Below are 18120 nucleotides of genomic sequence, written 5' to 3'. Positions count from 1 at the left end.
ATGACCCGAACTCCCACTCCCATGCCGCCGGTACGGATCGTGCCGGCTTCCACGTCCGAGGACCGCGCGGCGGCCGATGCGCAGGCGCGCGAGGCTGGAAACCGGTTTCGGCGCATGCTGGATGCGCAGCAACGGCGGGCGGCGGCGGCCGTGATGCCATCGGGCGGTGTGTGGCATGAGCCTATGTCCGACCCTGCGCCGACGCTGGCCGAGCCGCCGCGCCACGCGCTTGAAGCGTTGTGGGCCGACGCTCGACAACATGCGGACCGCGAGCCTCGACCCGCGCCAGAGGAACGCGATGCTGAGGCAGCCGAGCCATCGCACGGCGGTGGCAAGCCGGACGAGACGAGCCATTCGGCCGGCGCACCGCTGCGTGGCGAGGCGCGGGAGTCGGGCCTGGCGAGCGGGGCGGCTGACCCATCGTCGGGTGGCGATGCGCGGGAGTCGGGCCTGGCGAGCGGCGCGGCTGACGCATCGTCGGGTGGCGATGCGCGGGAGTCGGGCCTGGCGAGCGGCGCGGCGGGAGTCCCCTCGCGCGACGGATTGGGCGGCATCGTCAAGCCGGCCGGCCTTGTTGGCGGTCGATTTGTGGACCGATCCGTGGCCCAATTCGCCCGGCAGCGCCCGCCGTTGCCCCCCCTCGCCGCCCCACGCGCGGGCGCAAGAGGCAGCAATCCCGACAGCGACGCCCATGACCGCGGTCCCCGCACCTTCCCCCCCACCTTCGTCACGCAGCTCGAACGCGATGTCGTCGAGTTCTGCGGTGCCGGAGACCTCCTGTCCGACGGGTCCGCCCGTACGGTCACCATCACGCCGGACCCGCGCGTCCTGCCCGATACGCAGCTCACGATGACGATTTCGCCCGATGCCCTGTCGCTTCGGTTCCACAGCGAATCCGCGCAATCGCGTGAATTACTCTGCTTGCACGGCGATACATTGAAGTCGCGGCTGGCGCTCCGGACCGGACGCACTGTCGATCTCGCGATCGTTTCCGCATAACGCACCCACACCACGCAGACCTGCCCATCATGTCCGCCCTGACCGTCCAAGTCGATACGCTGCGCTCCAGGTTGCCGCGCCATGCTCCGGCGATGGCCCGGCTGTCGCGCATGCTGCCGGCGCTGGCGCGGCAGGCGCAGCTTGGGGCGACGCTGCTGGTGTCGGCACGCGAGCCCGTGATCGTGGATCCGGCGCGCGTGGTGATCGAATCGGATGCGGGACGCGCGGTGCTGCGTTTCGATCTTGCGAGCTCGCCGGCGCTCGAAAGCATCGCGGCGGACCACGACGATGCGCGTCGTGTGGCGCTGGCGAACCTGTATCTCTCGCCGTGGCTTGCGGCGTTGCAGCCGGCGCATACCGGCACGCTCGTGGTCCGAGACCTCACCCGCGACCTCGACCGCGATGCCGCCCGCGACGTCGGCCGCAACGCCGTGACCGAAGACGCCCATGACATGGCGAGCATGTCGGGCCTGTCGCTGATGCTCGGCACCGACATGCCATGCATCGTGGACGCCATCGACCCGTCGCTCGCCGACGCCCTCGCCCGTGGCATCGACGATGCAGCCGGATCTCATGCAGGCCATCGCGTCACCGGCCGCATCGCTGGCCGGCTCCACATCGCCACCCGCACGCTCCGCCTGGACATCCTCCAAAGCCTCCGCGCCGGCGACGTACTCCTCGGCTGGCCCCTGCGCGCGCCCTTCACCGCCGGCGCGCCGCTGCACGGCCTCTCGCTGCGATGGGGCACCGCGCACGGCATGCAGGCGCACGCCACGGTCTCCATCGACGGCAGCACCCTGATTCTCGAAAGCCCCCTGACCATGATCCACGATACTCAGGACCTCGCGGCCGACGCCGCGCCGGATACCGCCCTCCCGCCGGACGCGTCACAGGCCATGAAACCCGACGTCCCTGCCCAGGCCGACGTCCCCGTCATCGATCTCGGCCCCATGACCGTACCGGTCCGCGTGGAACTCGTGACGCTCGAACTGTCGCTCGACGCCATCGCCGCCCTGCACCCCGGCAGCATCGTCGAACTGCCCGCGCCGCTCGATGGCGCGATCGTCCAGCTCGTGTGCTGCGGCAACACGGTAGCAAGCGGACAACTGGTGGCCGTGGGCGACAACCTCGGCGTGCGCATCGTGCAACCCCTGCAAGCCACGGTCGATGGGCACTAATCTCAACGTCGCGTCGCTGCTGATCACGCTGCTCGCGCTGGGGCTGCTGCCCTTCCTCGCGATGGTGGTCACGTCGTACACGAAGATCGTCATCGTGCTGGGCCTGCTGCGCAACGCGCTCGGCGCGCAGCAGGTGCCGCCTTCGATGGTGACCAACGGCATCGCGCTGATCGTCTCGTGCTTCGTGATGGCGCCCGTCGGCCAGGCCGCCTATGACGCCGCGCAGTCGATGTCGAACGGCAGCCTCGTCGAGAACGGCAATGCCGCGGTGCTGTTCGATGCGGCACGCGAACCGTTCCGGCAATTCCTGACCAAGCACACCTCCGAGCGCGACCGCGCGTTCTTCATGAAATCGGCGAAGGAGATCTGGCCGCCGGAGATGGCCGACAAGCTCAAGCAGGACGACCTGCTCGTCCTGGCGCCCTCCTTCACGGTGAGCGAACTGGCCGCCGCCTTCCGCATCGGCTTCCTGCTGTACCTGGTCTTTATCGTCATCGACCTCGTCATCGCGAACATCCTGATGGCGCTCGGCCTGTCGCAGGTCACGCCCACCAACGTCGCCATTCCATTCAAGCTGCTGCTGTTCGTGGCAATGGATGGCTGGTCGGTGCTGATCCACGGTCTCATTTCCACCTACAAATGACATGGACTACGACAACATCGTCCACCTGACAACCAGCGCGCTCATGGTCTGCCTCATGGTGTCGCTGCCGGCCGTCGCCACCGCGGCGGTGTCTGGCCTGCTGATCTCGTTCCTCCAGGCCATCACCTCGCTGCAGGATTCGAGCATCTCGCAGGTGGCCAAGCTGATCATCGTCACGGGCGTACTGCTCGCCACCGCGCCGTGGGGCGCTTCGGCTGTGCTCGAATTCGCCAATGCCGTCATGCGCACGGTGTTCCCGTCATGAGAATCGTCAACGGCTACGTCCAGTCGATGGACCCGTCCGATCTGCCCGCCACGGCGGCGCCGGGCTCGCACGGACACGGCAAGCGCGCGCAGGGACAGCCCAGGCGTCCGCAGAACCTGCGCGCCGCGCGTAACGCGCGGGCCCGTGGCGGTGTGCAGCACGACCCGGAAGGCATGGAGTCCGGCCACACCGCGCATGAGGAAAGCGAGCTGATCGAACTCCATCATCTGGAGGGTCACCATCCGCGCATGACCCGCAAGAATGCAAAGCGGCGCGGCGCGGCGAACGCGAGCCACGATCCCGAGCAGGAAGGCGAGGAGCAGGACGACGCGCTGGCCGTGCACGAACCCGACGAGCGCCAGGACTGGCGCCAGCGGCTCGTCATCCAGTCTGGCGAGCAGCGCGGCGGCGACGAAGGGAATGCGGGCGGCCAGGGCGACGAGGAGCGTCTGCACGATCAGATTCACGAGCAGCGCGCGGGCAATGCCTTCCGCGAATCCGCCGCGCGCGAGATGGCAAAACGTTCCGCGCCGGGGCGGCCCGGCGGCCGCGATGCCGAGATCGGTAGTGCGCAACCGGGTAGTGTGCAACCGGGCTGGGCGCAATCGATATTACTCGCGCAGATCGCAGCGATCCAGCAGCCTGGCGCGTCCGCAGGCCGGCTGGAGCGCCAGGCACGCGAGACCATGCTGCGCCACCTCGCGCAGCGGGTGCGCAAGGGCCGCACGGCGGATGCCACCGATCCGGCCATGGTCCCCGGCAAGCTCGAACGCGTGCGCGCGCAACTGGTCGCCGAGCGGCAACGCCTTCGCGAACGGGGGATCGAGCCGCGTCCGTCGGTACTGCTCGACGAAGCGCAGCAGCGGCAATTTCTGCTGCTGCCGCTGAAATTGCTGATGTTGTCGTCGCCCGGTCCGCGCCGTCACGGCAAGCAGGCCATGGCGACCATCCAGTCGCTGCTCGGTCAACACAGGAGGCGGTCATGACGCGCCAGCTTCGCATCCTTACCGGCTATCACGCCGGGGCCCGGCTCGATCTGCCGCCGGGGCGCCATATCATCGGCGCCGACGAGCAGGCCGACGTGCATATCTCCGACTGGCACGGCGATCCGGTGACCATCGCGTTCGCGGAAGACGGCACGGTAACGCTCGCCAGCGCGACCAACGTCGGCGATACCCCGGTCGTCATGGGCGATTTCGTACCGGCGCGGCGCGGCGATATCGTGCTGTGCGTGGGGCCGGGCGATGCGCCGTGGCCAGCCGAGGTCAAGCTGCTGGAGGCCATGTTCGCGCCGGTGCCCGCCCCCGCGGCCGCGCCGGCGGCGGCGGCACCGGCTACCTCGGCACCGGCGACACCTGCGCCATCCACTGCCACCGCCCCGGCTTCGTCACGGACCCGCCCGCGCCGCCGCTGGCTGCGCATCGGCGTCTGCGCGGTGGTGGCCACGACGGCCATCGGCGCCGCGATGGCGATGTCGCTGACGCGCATGCCGAAGGCCTCCGCCTCCGTGACGGCGCCGGAGCGCGTGCCCGAACTGACCCCGATGCAGCGGCGGCTTGCAACGGTCGAGCACGCGCTCAAGACCTCGGGCCAGCGTGACCTGAAAGCTGCGGTCGTGGACGACGGCATCGTCGTCAGCGGCATGGTGCCCACCGCGGCCGATGCCGCGACCCTGCGGCGCACGCTGGCGCAAGCGGACAACGGCCACGTCGCGGTACGTCTCTCGGTTGCCGCGAGTATCGCCGACGACCTGCGCGCCTCGCTGTCCGACCCCGGCGCCGAGGTCAGCTATAGCGGCGACGGCGTATTCCGCGTCGGCGGCACGGTGCGCGATCCGGCCCGCGCGCGCGCGCTCATCGAACGTATTCGCGGCGACTACGGCACGGCCGTGCGGCGCATCGATGTGGATCTCGCCGGCCAGGCAGCCGACAACACGCCGCGCAATGTCCACGCGGCGCTGCATGTGGAAGGCCTGCGTTACTACCAGTTGCCCGACGGGACCAAGAATTTTCCGGACGAGATGCGGACGCCCGAGACGCTCGCCGAGTCCGCGCGATAGCCATCAACAGGAGCTCGACATGTACAACAGCCTGACCCCCGACACGATCCGCACGCTCGAACAGATGGTGCAGCTGATCGACGAGAACCCGAAGGATGCGCGCATCGCCCACGGCATCGCACAACTGAAGGCCTCGGCATCGGCGATCGTCGATGCCTCGCTCGCGGAGCCCGCCGCCCATGCACGCAACGCCGCGCGCGTGGTGGCGGACGGCCTGATGGCCGCCGCGGCGGTCTGCGAGCGCCTGCGGGGCGATTGACGCCTCATTGACCGATCAGCGCGGCCGCGCCTTCGGGCGCGGCTGCCTGGAAGTACCGGGGCGTCATCCCGATGCCTCGTTTCTCACGACCGGCCCACCGGGCCATTACAGCGAAGGAGTTTGTCATGCCTAATCAAGTCAGCAATGCCGGCACGGGTGCGAGCGTCGTCGGCGCGGGTGCCGATTATGCCGCCTCCAAAGGTGGCATGGATGCCAACACGGCCAGCGCCATCGCGCAGATCCAGGCAGCAGCCGAGGCGATGAACGCGATCAACCTCGCGACGACGCTGGCCCAGCTGAAGGAAGCGGGGCCGAAGAACGCAAAGTCGCTCACACAGGGTTGACGGCATCGTCGCATCCCGAACGGCGGTCGTCCCGGTGGCACTGGCTTCCGGGACCCGCCACTTGTCTTCCCAACCTTCCGCAACACGCGCGTCATGAGCCTGGAACGCCGAAACGAGCTGATCGTCGAACTCTGCGAGGAGCTCGATATTCCCGACGCCGACGGCATCGTCGAAGCCGGCCTGTTGAACGCGAGCGGATTCGATCTCGCTATCGACTTCTTCGAGGAAGATCCACAGGCGATCTACCTCAATTTCGAATACGGCATCATCAGCAGCGGCCGCACCCTGCGCATCTTCCGCCTGCTGCTCGAAGCCAACCTGACCATCTACGCGCAGGACCAGGCCCAGCTCGGCCTCGACCCGGACACGGGCGGCATCGTGCTGCTGCTGCGCGTTCCCCTCGGCGATGACGTGGACGGCGCCTACCTCGGCGAACTCGTCGACCACTACGTCGAACATGGCCGTTATTGGCAGAACAATATCGTCGGCTCTTCCGACGAGATGTTCGAGAACCTCGCCAGCGGCGACTACATGTGGATCCGCGTGTGATATCCGACGGCGAGACGGCCACCGCCGACAGTCAGGAGACACAGGAAACCCTGCTGCGCAAGCTGCGCCACGACGCCTTCCGCCTGCTCAGCGGCAGCGCGGAGGAAGCGCGGCACGCGAGCGGCGACGGCATGCTGCTGGTGGACGGCGCCCTCGTGGCCGTCTCCCCGCGCGCCAGGCGCCACGGCGCGGTGGCCCCCGACGAGCCGGGCATGATGATCACCGCCGAGGCCGGCTACCGGCTCGAGTCGGAAACGCTCTCGCGCGTCAGGGCGTCGCTCGCGCTGGCGGGCGAACTGCTCGTGCGGTTCGGCGCGTCGATCGGCAGCAATGCCCAGGGCGGCATCACGCTGAACCGCTGGCTCGCCGCACGCCATCTGACCGTAGACCGGCTTGCCGCGGAGATCACGGCCACGCGCCAGCTGCAGCGCCTGATCGAGAGCGCGCCGGAAGGGTCGGATGGCGCCGCGCGCTAGCTCTTCAGCTCTCGTTCGAGCCGTTCGAACACGCGCTGCGTGGACCCGCTGGCCTCCAGCGAGAACACCAGCAGCGAGCGGCCCGTGACCTGATACACATCGCCCGAGGTAAACGTGGGCAGCGTATCGCGCACCGGCATATTGGTATCGATCAGGCAGGTCCAGCGGTCCGTGCCCGGGATATCCGGCAACCGGTAGTCGACCACATCGTGGTGCGCATTGAATACGATCAGCACCGTGGCATCGGATGCAGCCCGGCGGATACCGGACGCCCGCGCGCGGCCATCGAGCACGAGGCCGAAGCAGCGCATCGCGCCATCGCCCCATTGCGCCTCCGTCAGGTCGTTGCCGTCCGCGTCCAGCCACCGCACATCGGCCACCTGCAGCGTCTCGTCGAACGCGCCGTTGAGAAAGCGCGAGCGGCGCAGCACGGGCAGCGCCTGACGCAATGTGATCAGGTTCTGCACGAATGCCGTGAGCGCGGCGCCCTCCTCGGTTCGCTCCCAATCGACCCAGCTGATCTCGTTGTCCTGGCAGTACGCGTTGTTGTTGCCCTGCTGGGTCCGCCCGAACTCGTCGCCCGCGCACAGCATCGGCGTGCCCTGCGAGAGCAGCAGCGTGGCGAGCAGGTTGCGCTTCTGGCGCTCGCGCAGCGCGACGATCTCCGCATCGTCGGTGTCGCCCTCCGCGCCGCAGTTCCACGACAGATTGTCCGAGTGCCCGTCGCGATTGTCCTCGCCATTGGCCTCGTTGTGCTTGTCGTTGTACGACACAAGGTCGTGCAGCGTGAAGCCGTCGTGCGCGGTCAGAAAGTTGACGCTTGCCCATGGACGCCGGCCACGATGGTCGAACAGGTCGCCCGAGCCCGTGATGCGCGCCGCCAGTTCGGGCACCACGCCTTCGTCGCCCTTCCAGAACTTGCGCGTGGTATCGCGGTACTTGTCGTTCCATTCGGCCCATCCGGGCGGGAAATTGCCGACCTGATAGCCACCGGGACCGCAATCCCACGGCTCCGCGATCAGCTTCACGCTCGAGAGGATCGGATCCTGCCCGCACGCCTTGAGGAAGCCGCTCTCGTAGTCGAAACCGTTCGGCTCGCGCGCGAGGATGGTGGCAAGGTCGAAGCGGAAGCCATCCACCTGCATCTCGGTGACCCAGTACCGCAGGCTGTCCGTCACCATCTGCAGCACGCGCGGATGCGACAGGTTCAGCGTATTGCCGGTACCCGTGTCGTTGATGTAGTAGCGCTTCTGATCGGGCATCAGCCGATAGTACGAGGCATTGTCGATGCCGCGGAACGACAGCGTCGCGCCGCGCTCGTTACCCTCGGCCGTGTGGTTGTACACGACGTCGAGAATCACCTCGAGGCCTGCCTCGTGGTAGTTGTCGATCATCTGCTTGAGTTCGGCGATCTCGCCCGTCTTGCGCGCGAAGAACCGCGGGTCCGCCGCAAAGAAGCCGATGGTGTTGTAGCCCCAGAAGTTTGTCAGTCCCTTGTCGAGCAGATGGCTGTCGTTGAGGTAGGCATGAATCGGCAGCAGTTCCACCGACGTCACGCCGAGACTGCGGATATAGTCGATGACCGCGCGCTGCCCGAGTCCGTCGAACGTGCCGCGCAGGGGCTCCGGCACCTCGGGATGGCGCATCGTATAGCCGCGCACATGGGTTTCGTAGACGATGCTGCGGTCCCATGGGACGCGCGCCGCCAGCGGATGGCTCCAGCCGAACTCCCGATCCACGACCACGCACTTCGGCACGAACGGCGCGCTGTCGCGCTCGTCGAACGTCAGGTCGTCGCCCTCGGCGCCGATCGTGTAGCCGAACACGGCATGGTCCCACGTCAGTTGCCCGATATAGGATTTGGCGTAGGGGTCGAGCAACAGCTTGTTCGCATTGAAGCGGTGCCCGTTCTCGGGCTCGTACGGCCCGTGCACGCGGTATCCATATACGGTCCCCGGACGCAGGCCGTCCACGCGCACGTGCCAGACCTCGTCGGTGTATTCGGGAAGTTCGATGCGCTCGATCTCCGACTTGCCCTCCGCGTCGAACAGGCAGAGCTCGACGCGCGTCGCATGCGCCGAGAACAGCGCGAAATTGACGCCGCTGCCGTCCCACGTGGCCCCGAGGGGAAAAGGATGTCCTTCGCTGATGCGATGATCGCGCATGATGGGTTGTCGCCTGGCTCGTTTGGAATGGAGGCCATGAAGCACGACCCATGCCGGAGCGGAAACCATGGATTCCGCCGTATCGGCAAGGTTCCCGGCAATGCAATTTGTACGCGTTGCCGCCTGCGTTGCAAATTTTTCCGGGACGCTATGTCTTCGTGATCTCGGCCGCGATGAATTCCACGAACACCTTCGCGCGCGCGGGCAACCGACGGCCAAACCCGTGGAGCACCTGCAGTGGCACCGGCCGCAGCGGCACATCGGGCAGCACCACGACCAGCATGCCCGCATCGATGTCCCGTTGCACCGTGGCGCGGAGCAATTGCGCGATGCCGAGGCCGTTGAGCGCTGCCGTGCGCATCGCCTCCCCGCTGTCGGTGTCGAAGCTGCCCTCGAGTGGCGGGCAGGCATCGTGCGCGAATGCGATCGGCACCACCTGCCCCGCCAGCCGGTAGCGGACATGCCGGTGCGCGGCGAGCCCGGCTGCCGTGCCAGGCACGCCGTGACGCGCGAGGTAGTCCGGCGAGGCGACGAGCACCAGCGGCAGGTCGGCGAGCCGCCGCGCGTGGAGTCCGCTGTCCGCCGCTTGTCCGACCCGCAGGGCAAGATCGAACCCCTGCCGGATCAGATCGACATGCTGGTCGCTGACGCTGACATCGAGCGTCAGGCGCGGATGCCTGGGCATCAGCACCGCCGTCAGCGGGCCGAGCAGCGAGCGCGCGAGATCGCCCGGCATGCTGACGCGCAGCCGGCCGACCGCCGTCGCCGCGGGCGCCACGGCGTCGGCCGCCTCCTCCAGCCCACGCACGAGCGATGCGACGCGCTCGTAGTACGCGCGCCCCTCCACGGTCAGCACTACCGCACGCGTCGAACGCTGGAACAGCTTGACGCCGAGCCGGGCCTCCAGCCGCGCCACGCTCTTGGAGACCGCGGACGGCGTGGTGCCCAGCGTACGCGCTGCGGCCGTGAATGACGCGGCTTCCACCGCGCGCACGAAGGCGGACAGTCCATGCAGGCGCTCGATCGACATTGATGACAGATTGGCACAAGTGATGGGCCGATTGTAGGCTAGTCCGCGAGGGCGCCGGCGCGCATGATGCGCGCATTCTCCTGACACAGGACATTGCCCATCATGCAGGCACTCGCAGGAAAGACCGCCATCGTCACGGGCGGCAACAGTGGCATCGGCTTCGCGATCGCAAGCCGCTTCATGGAGGCCGGCGCCAGCGTGATCGTCGTCGGCCGCCGGCAGGATGCCGTGGACGCCGCGGTCCAGGCGCTCGGCTCGCGCGCATCGGGGCTGACCGGCGACGTCGCGGACCTGGGCACGCACGACCGCGTGGCGGCCCTCGTGGCCGAACGCTTCGGCAAGGTCGATATCTACGTCGCCAACGCGGGCATGAATACGATCACGCCGTCGGCAGCCGTCGGCGTGGACGAGTACGACGTGCAGTTCGCGACGAATACCCGGGCGGTGTTCTTCGGTGTGCAGAAGATCGTGCCCGTCATGCGCGACGGCGGCGCCATCGTGCTCGTGAGCTCCATCGCCAGCCACAAGGTGCTCGACGGCCACGCGGTCTATGCGGGCAGCAAGGCGGCCATGGAAGCGTTCGCGCGCAGCTGGGCGCTGGAACTGAAGACGCGCGGCATTCGCGTGAACGTGCTGAGCCCGGGGCCCGTCGATACGCCGATCCTGGCCAAGCTGGGCGTCGCGGCCGACGCGCGTCCCGCGTTCGAGACGATGATGGCCAACGCGATTCCGCTGGGCCGGATGGGCCGCCCGGAGGAGCTGGCGTCGGCCGCGCTGCTGCTCGCGAGCGATGCGGGCAGCTTTATCACGGGCGTCAATCTGCGCGTGGACGGCGGTATCGCGCTGACCTGACCCTTACCGCCCCTTACCGGGCGTTACTGCGCGGTCATGCGCAGCATCGAGGTGTCATAGCCCAATGCCCGCGCGCGGTCGATCAGCGCCTTGCCGGCCGATGCCGTGGGCTTGGGTTCGCGCGTGAGGATCCACAGGAAGCGCCCCGACGGCTCGCCGACGATCGACCACGTATAGTCGTCCGCGTGGTCGAGCACCCAATAGTCGCCAACATAGAACGGCCCGAAGAACGAGACCTCGAGCTTCGCGTTGCCGCTGTCCGGCACCACGCGCGCCCGGCCCTCCGACACCTTCGGCGATGCGCCCGGCCGCGCCCCGCAGGTATTGCGCACGGACACCTTGCCGTCCTCGCGCTTGCCATACTCGGCCGTCACGTAATCGCAGTCGCGCTCGAAGCGGTTCTCGTAGCGCGCGTATTCGTACCACTTGCCGAGGTAGCGTTCGAGGTCGACGGGCTTTGCCGGCTGCGGCACCGCGTCGTTGCCGCGCTTCCCGCCCGCAAAGGCGCCGCATGCCTGCAGCAGCAGCGTGGTACCCACCAGCGCGGCGCCGAATGCCAGCGTCGCGGTAATTCTTGCCTGCCCTCGTTGCATATTGTTCGCTCCATTGCGCATGATGCGGGCGGGTCAGGCCGGTATGCCCTCTCCCCCGCTCGAATGGCCATGACCGACCTCGCCCTCGATCCGAAGCCGGGGCAGGAATTGCGGATATTCGCGCTGCATGAAGTCGATCAGGCCCTCCCGGACCACGCAACGCAGGTCCCATGCCAGCCCCGACGAGGCGGCCGTGCAGAGCACGCGCAACTGCATCGTGCGGTCGGTGGTATCGGACACCACGAGGTTGAAGAAGCGCTGGTCCCATTCCGGGGCCGCATGGACGATGCGTTCGAGCTCCTTGCGCAGCGGCGCGAGCGGCATGCCGTAGTCGACATAGAAGAACACCGAACCCATCAGCGCGGAGTTGTTGCGCGTCCAGTTCTGGAACGGCTTCTCGATAAAGTACTGCAGCGGAATGATCAGCCGGCGCTCGTCCCAGATCTTGAGCACGACGTAGGTCCCGGTGATCTCCTCCACCCTGCCCCATTCGCCTTCGACGATCAGCACGTCGTCGAGCCGGATCGGCTGCGTGAGCGCGAGCTGCAGGCCCGCGATCATGTTGCTGAACACGGGCTTGGCCGCAAAGCCGGCGACCAGGCCGACCACCCCCGCGGACGCCAGCAGGCTCGCGCCGACCTGCCGCGCGCCCGGGAAAGTCATCAGCAGCATGGCCGCGCCCATCACCATCACGAGCGTCATGGCGATGCGCGACAGCACGCGCGTCTGCGTATGGATGCGCCGCGCGGCCACGTTGTCCGCGACGTCCACGGGATGCCGGTCCAGAATCCCCTGCGCGAAACCCGCGATGATGCGCACGATCAGCCAGGTGGTGGCCGCGATCATCAGCAGGCCGTTGATGTGCCGCACGTTGTCGATCCAGCGCAGGTCGTCGCCGGCCGCCTGCCAGACGGTCTGCAGCGCGAGCAGCGGCAGCACGAACTTGGCGGGCGCGCGGATCTTGGTGAGGATCGCGTGCAGCACCGCCGAATGGCGCGCGATCCGCAGCAGCAGCAAGCCGCCGAGCTTGTGCACGATCAGCGCCAGCACGACGGCGATGATGGCCGCGGCCCATGTGTTGAACCACGGGTGATTGATCAGGATATCGATATTCATGAACTTAACGACACATGCGCGGCGTGGAAGTTTCGCCACGCCCTGCTTCGGATGGGAAGGAAAGCGCGCCGCGCGCTCAGGCGGCGGCCACCACGGCACCGCGCAGGGCCTCGGCATCCTTTGCCGGCGGCAGCCCGAACATGCGGCGATACTCGCGCGTGAACTGCGGCACGCTCTCGTAGCCGACCGCAAAGGCGGCATCGCTCGCGGTCATGCCATCGGCCAGCATCAGCCGGCGCGCCTCGATCAGGCGCAGTTGCTTCTGGAACTGTAGCGGCGACAGCGACGTAACGGCGCGAAAGTGCTGATAGAACGAGGATGGGCTCATGCCCGCGACGCTGGCCAGCCGCTCCATCGGCAACGGCTGCGCGAATTCGTCGCGCAGCACGGCCACCGCGCGCGCCACGCGCCGCGCATTGCCTTCGGGCCAGCCCAGGCGCCGGATCGCCGCGCCATGCCGTCCCTCCAGCAACCAGTAATGCAGCTCGCGCACCCGCTGCGCATGCAATACCGGCACCGCCTCTGGCCGTTCGAGCAAGCGCATCAGCCGCAGCGCGGCGTCCGACACTTCGCCGTCGGTCGGCTCGAAGCGCACGGCTGCGCCGTCCGGCACTGGCCCCCCCTGCATCTGCATGGTCAGGTCCGCGATGACGGCGGGTTCGAGGTCGAGCACGAGGGACAGGTAGGGCCGTGCCGGGCTCGCGGCCGTGACCTGGCTCACGGTCGGCACGTCGGCGGTGATCAGCAGCGAATCGCCGGGGCCGAACGTCAGCGTCTGCGCGCCCATCGTGACCTGCTTGGTGCCCTGTAGCACGAGGCAGACGAGCGGACGCGCGATCGCATAGAGCAGCCCGCTCGGGGAGGTCGAGCGGATCGTGGTCAGCCCGGGCACGGGCGTACGGGCCAGGCCGTCGGCATCGGCATACGTGTCCGCGTAACGGCGGACGGCATCGAGCAGGGCGTCGTTCATGGCTGCGATCGTAGCCCGATCCCGGCCCCTTTCGCTACCCCGACCGGCCATTCCCTGGGGGCGCTCCGGCGGCAATTCGTAGGATCAGGCAAGTAACGCCGAGGAATTGACTAAGACTATCGGGCTCGCAACTCCAATAATTCGTTGCACCCAACCACCTGTTTCAGGAGCCCAAGATGAGCCAGACCATGACCCCATCCTCGAGCAAGATCGCCATCGTCACCGGCGCCAGCCGCGGCCTCGGCCGCAATACCGCGCTCGCCATCGCCCGCAGCGGCGGCGACGTGATCGTGACCTACCAGCGCAGCGCGGCGGAAGCCGACGCCGTGGTCGCGCAGATCGCGGCCATGGGCCGCAAGGCGCGCGCGCTGCAGCTCGATACCGGCAATATCGCGAGCTTCGCGGCGTTCGCGGAACAGCTGCGTGCCGCGTTGCGCGAAACGTGGCAGCGCGACACGTTCGACCACCTCGTCAACAACGCGGGCCACGGCGAGTACGCGCTGATCGCGGACACCACCGAGGCGCAGTTCGACAGCCTCGTCAACGTGCACTTCAAGGGCGTCTATTTCCTGACGCAGGCGCTGCTGCCGCTGATCGCCGACGGCGGACGCATCGTCAATCTGTCGAGCGGCCTCACGCGGGTATCGTTCCCCGGCTACGGCGCGTATGCGGCGGTCAAGGCCGCGGTCGAGGTGCTGTCGGTCTATATGGCGAAGGAACTCGGTGCGCGCGGCATTGCCGTGAATACCGTGGCGCCGGGTGCAATCGAGACCGATTTCGGTGGCGGCGCCGTGCGCGACAATGCCGAGATCAACAAGCTGTTTGCCGATATGACGGCGCTGGGCCGCGCGGGCGTACCCGACGATATCGGGCCGATGATCGCGGGGCTGCTGTCGGAGAGCAACCGCTGGGTCAATGCGCAGCGGATCGAGGTGTCCGGCGGGCAAGGCATCTGAGCCGGGTCGTGGCAGTCAGGTGCTCTCGCGTTCGACGATCGTGAAGCCGACGTCGATGATGCGTTCGTCGAGCGGCTCGCCGAGCGCGCGGGCCACGATGCAGTGGGCCGCGAGTTCGCCGATGCGGGGGCCGTCGATGCGTACCGTCGTCAGCGCGGGGTCCAGCTGGGCGGAGAAGTTGAGGTCGCCGAAGCCGATCACAGCCAGTTGCTTCGGCACGTCGATGCCCTGCGCGCGCGCTTCGATCAGCACGCCCAGCGCGAGCGCGTCCGAACTGCAGAAAATGGCATCCACGTCCGGATGTTCGGCAAGCAATGCGCGCAGCGTTTCGCGGCCGTGCGCGAGCGTCGTGGGCGCGGACACGAAGCGGGCGACCGGTGCGGGCACCCCGAGCGCGCGCGCGGATTTCGCGAAGGCGGTCCAGCGCCGTTTGGAACGCACGTCGTCACCGCCGATCAGCGCCAGCCTCCGGCGGCCCTTGCCGACCAGAAAGCGGCTCACCTCGCGGCCCACCGCTTCGTGCGAGAAGCCCACCAGCACGTCCAGCGGTTCGGGCGTGAGGTCCCATGTCTCGACGATCGGGATACCCGATGCCAGCAACCGGCGGCGGCCCTCGTCGGTATGAACGACGCCCGTCAGCACGATACCGTCCGGACGCCGGGAAATGATGTCGGTAATCAGCTGGTCTTCGCCAATCGCGCTATAGCCGCTCTGGCCCACCATGAGCTGGTAGCCGCGCCGGGCCAGTGCGGCCGTGAGCGCGCCGATGGTATCGAGGAACACGGAGCCCGTCAGCGTGGGCAGCACGGCCGCGATCAGCCGGCTCTTGCTCGAGCGCAGGGCCTTGGCGGCGCTGTTGGGCACGTAGCCCGTGCTCGCAATGGCTTCGCGTACCCTGGCCACCGTGGCCGCGGAGATGGTATCGGGCGCGTTGAGCACGCGCGATACCGTCATGGCCGATACCCCCGCGACGCTCGCCACGTCCTTGAGCGTGACGCGGATGTTCTGAGCCGGAATGGAAGGGGATGGGGTGCGAGGCATGCGGTGATTGTAATGGAGGGAGGACGTTGCCTCCCCTCCGCAGGCAGCAGACCCCAGCCATCACTCCATCGTGATGCCGCCCTTCTCGATCACTTCCTTCCAGCGCTTGAGTTCCTGCTGCTCGAACTGGACGAACTGCTCCGGCGTGTTGGCCACGACCTCGAAGCCCTGTTCGCTCAGCTTCTTCTGCATGCCCTCATCCTTGAGCGCGCTCACGATGGCGCCATGCAGGCGCGTCTTCACGTCGGCCGGCAGACCCTTCGGCGCCGCGGCGGCCTGCCACGAATACACTTCCACGTCCTTGACGCCGCCCTCCGCCATCGTCGGCACGTCCGGCAGCACCGCCGAGCGCTTCTCCGACGTCACGGCCAGCGCCTTGAGCTTGCCCGAGCGGATATGCTGCAGCACCGCGTTCACGTTCTGGAACGACACGTCTACCTGCCCGGCCAGCAGATCTGAGATCGCCGGTGCGCCGCCCTTGTACGGCACGTGCAGCCCCTGCGCCCCGCTCTTCTGCCAGAACAGCGCCGCCGTCAGGTGGTCCGACGAACCGGCACCCGAGTTGGCGAACGTCACCTTGCCCGGGTTCTTCTTCATATAGGCCACGAGCTCCGGCAGCGACCTGGCCGGGAAGCCCGGATTGGCCACCAGCACGTTCGGCGCGCGCACGGCCACGGTCAGCAGGTCGAAATCCTTGGCCGGATCGTAGGCAAGATTCTTCTGCAGGAACGGGTTGACCGCATACACGCCGATCGATGCCACCATCATCGTGTAGCCGTCGGCCGGCGCGCGTTTGACGAACGTCGCACCGATCGCGCCCGTGGCACCCGGACGGTTATCGATCACGAACGGCTGGCCGAGCTTCTCGTTGAGCGGCTGCGCGAGCATGCGCGCGATCGTGTCGGTGGAACCGCCGGCCGGGAACGGCACCACCACCGAGACGGCCTTGGTCGGCCACCTGGCGTCGGACGCCAGTGCCGTGCCGGCCGCGCCCGTGACGGCAATGCCGGCGACCAGCGTGGCGGCAATCAGCGCGCGGCGGCGCAACGAGGGGCGGGAATCTTTCATTGTTTGTCTCCTGGATTGACTGATTTCTTGTAGAAGGCGGACCCGCAACGGGTCGTCAGCGGACCATGCAGGGCGCCTTGTTGTTGAACTTCCAGTTCGGAATCAGGTACTGCATCGTGATCGCGTCGTCGCGCGCGCCGAGGCCCTTCTGCTTGTACAGCTCGTGCGCGCGGGCCAGCGCGTCCATATCGAGTTCCACGCCGAGGCCCGGTGTCTTCGGCACCTGCACGAGGCCGCCCTCGATCTTGAGCGGATCGCGCGTCAGGCGCTGGCCGTCCTGCCAGATCCAGTGCGTGTCGATGGCCGTCACGCGGCCCGGCGCCGCGGCGGCCACATGCGTAAACATCGCCAGCGAGATATCGAAGTGGTTGTTCGAGTGCGAGCCCCACGTCAGGCCCCACTCCGAGCACATCTGCGCCACGCGCACCGAACCCTGCATGGTCCAGAAGTGCGGGTCCGCAAGCGGAATGTCCACGGAGTGCAGACGCATCGCATGGCCCATCTGGCGCCAGTCGGTCGCGATCATGTTGGTCGCCGTGGGCAGGCCCGTGGCCTGGCGAAACTCGGCCATGATCTCGCGGCCCGAATAGCCCTCCTCGGCACCGCACGGGTCCTCGGCATAAGCCAGCACGCCATGCTTGTCGCGGCACAGCCGCACCGCCTCCTTGAGCGCCCATGCGCCGTTCGGATCGAGCGTGATGCGGGCCCTCGGAAAGCGCTCGGCCAGCGCGACGATGGCTTCCATCTCCTCGTCGCCGCTGAACACACCGCCCTTGAGCTTGAAATCGTTGAAGCCGTAACGTTCGAAGGCCGCCTCGGCCAGGCGCACCACGCCTTCCGGCGTCATCGCTTCCTCGTTACGCACGCGGAACCATGCATTGTCGGCATCGGGCTCGGTGCGATAGTCGAGCGGCGTGCGCTTGCGGTCCCCGACGTAGAACAGATAGCCGAGCATCTCCACCGCGTCGCGCTGCTGACCTTCGCCGAGCAGCGCGGCCACGGGCACCTGCAGATGCTTGCCCAGCAGGTCGAGCAGCGCGGCCTCGAGCGCCGTCACGGCGTGAATCGTGATGCGCAGGTCGAACGTCTGCAGACCGCGGCCGCCGGCGTCGCGGCTCGCGAACGCCTCGCGCACCTTGTTCTGGATGGCCTGGTACTGGCCGATGGGCTGGCCGACGACGAGTGGCCGCGCGTCCTCGAGCGTCTGGCGGATGCCCTCGCCGCCGGGCACCTCTCCCACGCCAATATTGCCCGCGCTGTCCTTGAGGATGACGATATTTCGCGTGAAGTAAGGGCCATGCGCGCCGGAAAGGTTCATCAGCATGCTGTCATGACCCGCGACCGGCACGACGGTCAGTTCGGTCACGACTGGGGTAGCTGGATGCGAAGTCTGTTGCACTGGAAACTCTCCGTTTGACGCTAGGTTTAACGATAACATTGCGGTTCGAATACTAGCACGCCGTGGCCGGAATGCACTCGGATGGGGACTAGGGTTTTCCCGCTAGCGCGCCCAGGCATGACAAATTCTCATGACTGGTGGCGAAACCCGAAGTTCAC

Annotated in this window: 20 protein-coding genes; 12 read left to right on the top strand and 8 right to left on the bottom strand. The window is 67.7% G+C overall.

What is annotated here, in order from left to right; translation table 11 throughout:
- The 10 genes from FOB72_RS32050 (at position 1) to FOB72_RS32005 (ending at position 6772) form a co-directional block, all read left to right on the top strand.
- Positions 1–999, top strand: coding sequence for a type III secretion HpaP family protein (locus tag FOB72_RS32050; protein WP_150377233.1), 999 nt, complete (start codon positions 1–3; stop codon positions 997–999).
- A 29-nt stretch (positions 1000–1028) separates the two neighbouring features.
- Positions 1029–2177 carry a FliM/FliN family flagellar motor switch protein gene (locus FOB72_RS32045; protein WP_150377232.1) on the top strand — a complete coding sequence of 383 codons (1149 nt, stop codon included), beginning with the start codon at positions 1029–1031 and terminating at the stop codon, positions 2175–2177.
- The gene (gene sctR, locus FOB72_RS32040; protein WP_150377231.1) at positions 2167–2820 is read left to right on the top strand and encodes a type III secretion system export apparatus subunit SctR; all 654 of its coding nucleotides are present in this window, start codon (positions 2167–2169) and stop codon (positions 2818–2820) included. Before FOB72_RS32045 ends, sctR begins: the two co-directional genes overlap by 11 nt.
- A gap of 1 nt (position 2821) precedes the next feature.
- Positions 2822–3085: a type III secretion system export apparatus subunit SctS gene (gene sctS / locus FOB72_RS32035; protein WP_150377230.1), complete on the top strand. Its 264-nt coding sequence runs from the start codon at positions 2822–2824 to the stop codon at positions 3083–3085.
- On the top strand, positions 3082–4071 hold the full coding sequence (locus tag FOB72_RS32030; protein ID WP_150377229.1) for a hypothetical protein: 990 nt from the start codon (positions 3082–3084) through the stop codon (positions 4069–4071). Before sctS ends, FOB72_RS32030 begins: the two co-directional genes overlap by 4 nt.
- A complete protein-coding gene (hrpD5, locus tag FOB72_RS32025) occupies positions 4068–5144 on the top strand; it encodes an HrpD5 family protein (protein WP_150377228.1) in 1077 nt (358 codons plus the stop codon). Before FOB72_RS32030 ends, hrpD5 begins: the two co-directional genes overlap by 4 nt.
- A gap of 19 nt (positions 5145–5163) precedes the next feature.
- Positions 5164–5403 carry a hypothetical protein gene (locus FOB72_RS32020; protein WP_150377227.1) on the top strand — a complete coding sequence of 80 codons (240 nt, stop codon included), beginning with the start codon at positions 5164–5166 and terminating at the stop codon, positions 5401–5403.
- A gap of 125 nt (positions 5404–5528) precedes the next feature.
- Positions 5529–5747 carry a hypothetical protein gene (locus FOB72_RS32015; RefSeq protein WP_150377226.1) on the top strand — a complete coding sequence of 73 codons (219 nt, stop codon included), beginning with the start codon at positions 5529–5531 and terminating at the stop codon, positions 5745–5747.
- Positions 5748–5840: 93 nt separating this feature from the next.
- Positions 5841–6296: a CesT family type III secretion system chaperone gene (locus FOB72_RS32010; RefSeq protein WP_150377225.1), complete on the top strand. Its 456-nt coding sequence runs from the start codon at positions 5841–5843 to the stop codon at positions 6294–6296.
- A complete protein-coding gene (locus FOB72_RS32005) occupies positions 6293–6772 on the top strand; it encodes a hypothetical protein (protein WP_150377224.1) in 480 nt (159 codons plus the stop codon). Before FOB72_RS32010 ends, FOB72_RS32005 begins: the two co-directional genes overlap by 4 nt.
- Here the strand turns inward: FOB72_RS32005 and glgX are convergent.
- The gene (glgX, locus tag FOB72_RS32000; RefSeq protein WP_150377223.1) at positions 6769–8937 is read right to left on the bottom strand and encodes a glycogen debranching protein GlgX; all 2169 of its coding nucleotides are present in this window, start codon (positions 8935–8937) and stop codon (positions 6769–6771) included. The two genes, FOB72_RS32005 and glgX, sit on opposite strands and share 4 nt — an antisense overlap.
- A 148-nt stretch (positions 8938–9085) precedes the next feature.
- Positions 9086–9967 carry a LysR family transcriptional regulator gene (locus FOB72_RS31995; protein ID WP_150377222.1) on the bottom strand — a complete coding sequence of 294 codons (882 nt, stop codon included), beginning with the start codon at positions 9965–9967 and terminating at the stop codon, positions 9086–9088.
- A 102-nt stretch (positions 9968–10069) separates the two neighbouring features.
- Here FOB72_RS31995 and FOB72_RS31990 point away from each other — a divergent pair, with 102 nt between their 5' ends.
- Positions 10070–10819, top strand: coding sequence for an SDR family NAD(P)-dependent oxidoreductase (locus tag FOB72_RS31990; protein ID WP_150377221.1), 750 nt, complete (start codon positions 10070–10072; stop codon positions 10817–10819).
- 23 nt (positions 10820–10842) lie between these two features.
- Here the strand turns inward: FOB72_RS31990 and FOB72_RS31985 are convergent, their stop codons facing one another.
- The 3 genes from FOB72_RS31985 to FOB72_RS31975 all read right to left on the bottom strand — a co-directional run bounded on the left by FOB72_RS31985 (position 10843) and on the right by FOB72_RS31975 (position 13498).
- The gene (locus tag FOB72_RS31985; RefSeq protein ID WP_150377220.1) at positions 10843–11412 is read right to left on the bottom strand and encodes a lipocalin family protein; all 570 of its coding nucleotides are present in this window, start codon (positions 11410–11412) and stop codon (positions 10843–10845) included.
- 33 nt (positions 11413–11445) lie between these two features.
- On the bottom strand, positions 11446–12528 hold the full coding sequence (locus FOB72_RS31980; RefSeq protein WP_150377219.1) for a mechanosensitive ion channel family protein: 1083 nt from the start codon (positions 12526–12528) through the stop codon (positions 11446–11448).
- A gap of 76 nt (positions 12529–12604) precedes the next feature.
- Entirely contained in the window at positions 12605–13498 is an 894-nt protein-coding gene (locus FOB72_RS31975; RefSeq protein WP_150377218.1) for an AraC family transcriptional regulator, read from the bottom strand.
- Between the two features lie 188 nt (positions 13499–13686).
- On the opposite strand from FOB72_RS31975, the gene FOB72_RS31970 reads away from it, so the two are divergent.
- Positions 13687–14454 (top strand): SDR family NAD(P)-dependent oxidoreductase, encoded by a 768-nt coding sequence (locus FOB72_RS31970; RefSeq protein ID WP_150377635.1) that lies wholly within the window; start codon positions 13687–13689, stop codon positions 14452–14454.
- 15 nt (positions 14455–14469) lie between these two features.
- Here the strand turns inward: FOB72_RS31970 and FOB72_RS31965 are convergent, their stop codons facing one another.
- Genes FOB72_RS31965 through gudD form a run of 3 tightly spaced genes read right to left on the bottom strand, consistent with a single transcriptional unit; the run spans position 14470 to position 17962 of the window.
- Positions 14470–15495 (bottom strand): LacI family DNA-binding transcriptional regulator, encoded by a 1026-nt coding sequence (locus FOB72_RS31965; RefSeq protein WP_150377217.1) that lies wholly within the window; start codon positions 15493–15495, stop codon positions 14470–14472.
- Between the two features lie 60 nt (positions 15496–15555).
- Complete coding sequence (locus FOB72_RS31960; RefSeq protein ID WP_150377216.1) at positions 15556–16563, bottom strand: Bug family tripartite tricarboxylate transporter substrate binding protein; 1008 nt, start codon at positions 16561–16563, stop codon at positions 15556–15558.
- Between the two features lie 55 nt (positions 16564–16618).
- Entirely contained in the window at positions 16619–17962 is a 1344-nt protein-coding gene (gene gudD, locus FOB72_RS31955) for a glucarate dehydratase (RefSeq protein ID WP_223851673.1), read from the bottom strand.
- Positions 17963–18120: the final 158 nt, after the last annotated feature.

The organism is Cupriavidus pauculus (assembly GCF_008693385.1).
In the GTDB taxonomy this organism is placed as follows: domain Bacteria; phylum Pseudomonadota; class Gammaproteobacteria; order Burkholderiales; family Burkholderiaceae; genus Cupriavidus; species Cupriavidus pauculus_D.
The sequence above is the reverse complement of the archived record's forward strand: the minus strand, read 5'-3'. Positions and strand labels throughout refer to the sequence as shown.